Here is a 1955-nt window from a genome sequence, read left to right on the forward strand (position 1 = left end):
GCCTCCTCCGGGTTCAGACTGATCTTGTTCCGAGTGACAGATCGCCGATTACGAGTCGGTGGTCGCGACAGTCGGGCTAGTGCCGGATCGCTCGGGATGGATTGTTATGCGATCGAGAACTCGTGGCCCAGTGGCCACAGCACGGTGTAGGTCTCCCCGCTCCGATGACGGAACGCCGCCCGCACATCGCTCCCTCTGGAGTCCTGGCCCAAGACAGCGGCTGCGGCGGCGAAAGTCGTGCGGGGATCGTCGGTGAAAACGAAGATGTTGACCTCCCCCGACCCGAAGTCGTGCCCATCAACCGTCGCTGCTGGGCCGACCGCACGAACGACCCGATCTTCCAACTCGATTAGCGCGTCGAAGTCGCTGATGGACGAGGCCGGCCACTGAAGCACCAGGACGTACTTCATGTCGTCAGCGAGGATGGCGGCGGGCAGTGGTCACCTCCCACAGCCTGCCACGCCTCGTCCCTTCCGCACGCAGACCGCCGATTCCCGCACGCCGCCGATCGCTGCGACTTGCGGCGGAGGCGGCGCAGGATAGGACATTCTGTAGCGCATGCCCGACCCCGAGCTACTGAGCGAGGCCCTCGTCTGGTGGACTGGCTGGGGCCGCAGGTCATGGCCAAGCCGGTCAGACGACGAGGTCGCCGAACGGTACGGGGAGGAAACCGCGCTCGACCTGATTCGTGCCATCAAGCTCCTTGAAGCGGACTTCTACTCTTCCGACGCCCGGCACCGTCTTCCGGCCCTGGCCGAGATGGGAGACCGGGCTGCCGAGGACTTCAGAAAGCTCCATCCAGAGGCATCCGAGGACGCAGTGAAAGCCCTCGCGTGGTGCTACACCTTCGACTACAAGTAGCGCGGATCGCCGAATATCGCGTGACCGCGCGGTCCGCTCGCCCAAGAGGGCCGGTCACAGAATGGAACGTTATGGCGCGATGCTGGTCCCGTGAGCTATCCAGTTCCGATCGCCTCCGAGACTCGCCGGTGGCCCGTGGGGACGAACCTTAAGGATCTGTGATGGGTGGTCCGGCAGGGCCGATTCCTGGACGTAACCGGTTGGCCATGCTCGCAGGGTCTGTTGCGCTCGTCGTCGGTGCTTCTGGGTGCAGTGGTAGTTCGTCGCCGAGATCCGATTCGACGACATCTAGCTCCGTGCTCTCAACCGCCATTCCGTCGTCTTCTGCTGCACCCACGACTACCTCGACGACTACACCGAACTTGGCTGTCCAAGTACATGTAGTCAACTGCCCGATCCCTCCTTCCGAATATGGGGGCTCCCCGATTCCGCCCGGGTCCCCTCCGCCAATCGTGAGCGTGGCTGCGTCCCTGGTTCCTCCTGAAGGGGCTGCGATGTATGGCACCGAGACTCCCGACGGTGGAACCGCGTACCTCATCGGGCCAAGTGCCGCGAAGTGCGAGGGTCATTACTTCAACGCTGACGGCGGACTGGTAATCGCAGCAACCTCGACGACTAGCCCTTCCCAGGGCACCACGATGACCCTCAGGGCGGGGGGAGCCGGGCCATCGGCTGACCTCGCCTGCCCGTACATACCGGCGGTCCTCGCCGCCGACCGGACGATGCGCGGCAACTACTACACGGCCTCTTCGTGTTCTCATCCTTCCGCTGACGTGGTGCAACAGATCACCACTGAGGCCGCCAACCTCTACGCGGCGGCCATTTGGGTCCCGCCCACGGTCACGGACCCGCATTTGGCCACATCCGGCGACGGAACAGACCCGACCGTCGCCTTCTACTTCGCCTGGGCAGACGCGACCGCCGCAAACGGGGAAGCCATAGCCTGCACCTTGCCCGCAGCGCAGAAGGCCATCTGCGCCATCTCCTTAGAGTATTTCGCTTCGACGGTGGCGAACATAGGAAGTATCCGAGTGACCCCCGATACCCATGAACGAATGCAGGCCGAGCTTTCGGCGTTCCTCTCGGAGCGTTAG

General features: G+C 63.8%; 3 protein-coding genes. 2 read left to right on the forward strand and 1 reads right to left on the reverse strand.

Features of this window, described 5'->3' with window-relative positions; genetic code table 11:
* Nucleotides 1-104: 104 nt before the first annotated feature.
* Complete coding sequence (locus V7053_RS18945) at nucleotides 105-410, reverse strand: hypothetical protein (protein ID WP_334173795.1); 306 nt, start codon at nucleotides 408-410, stop codon at nucleotides 105-107.
* A 148-nt stretch (nucleotides 411-558) separates the two neighbouring features.
* On the opposite strand from V7053_RS18945, the gene V7053_RS18950 reads away from it, so the two are divergent.
* Nucleotides 559-861 (forward strand): hypothetical protein, encoded by a 303-nt coding sequence (locus V7053_RS18950; protein ID WP_334173796.1) that lies wholly within the window; start codon nucleotides 559-561, stop codon nucleotides 859-861.
* A 494-nt stretch (nucleotides 862-1355) separates the two neighbouring features.
* Nucleotides 1356-1955, forward strand: a complete 600-nt coding sequence (locus tag V7053_RS18955; protein ID WP_334173797.1) for a hypothetical protein — start codon at nucleotides 1356-1358, stop codon at nucleotides 1953-1955.

It is taken from the genome of Sinomonas sp. (genome assembly GCF_036848755.1).
Lineage (GTDB): Bacteria > Actinomycetota > Actinomycetes > Actinomycetales > Micrococcaceae > Sinomonas.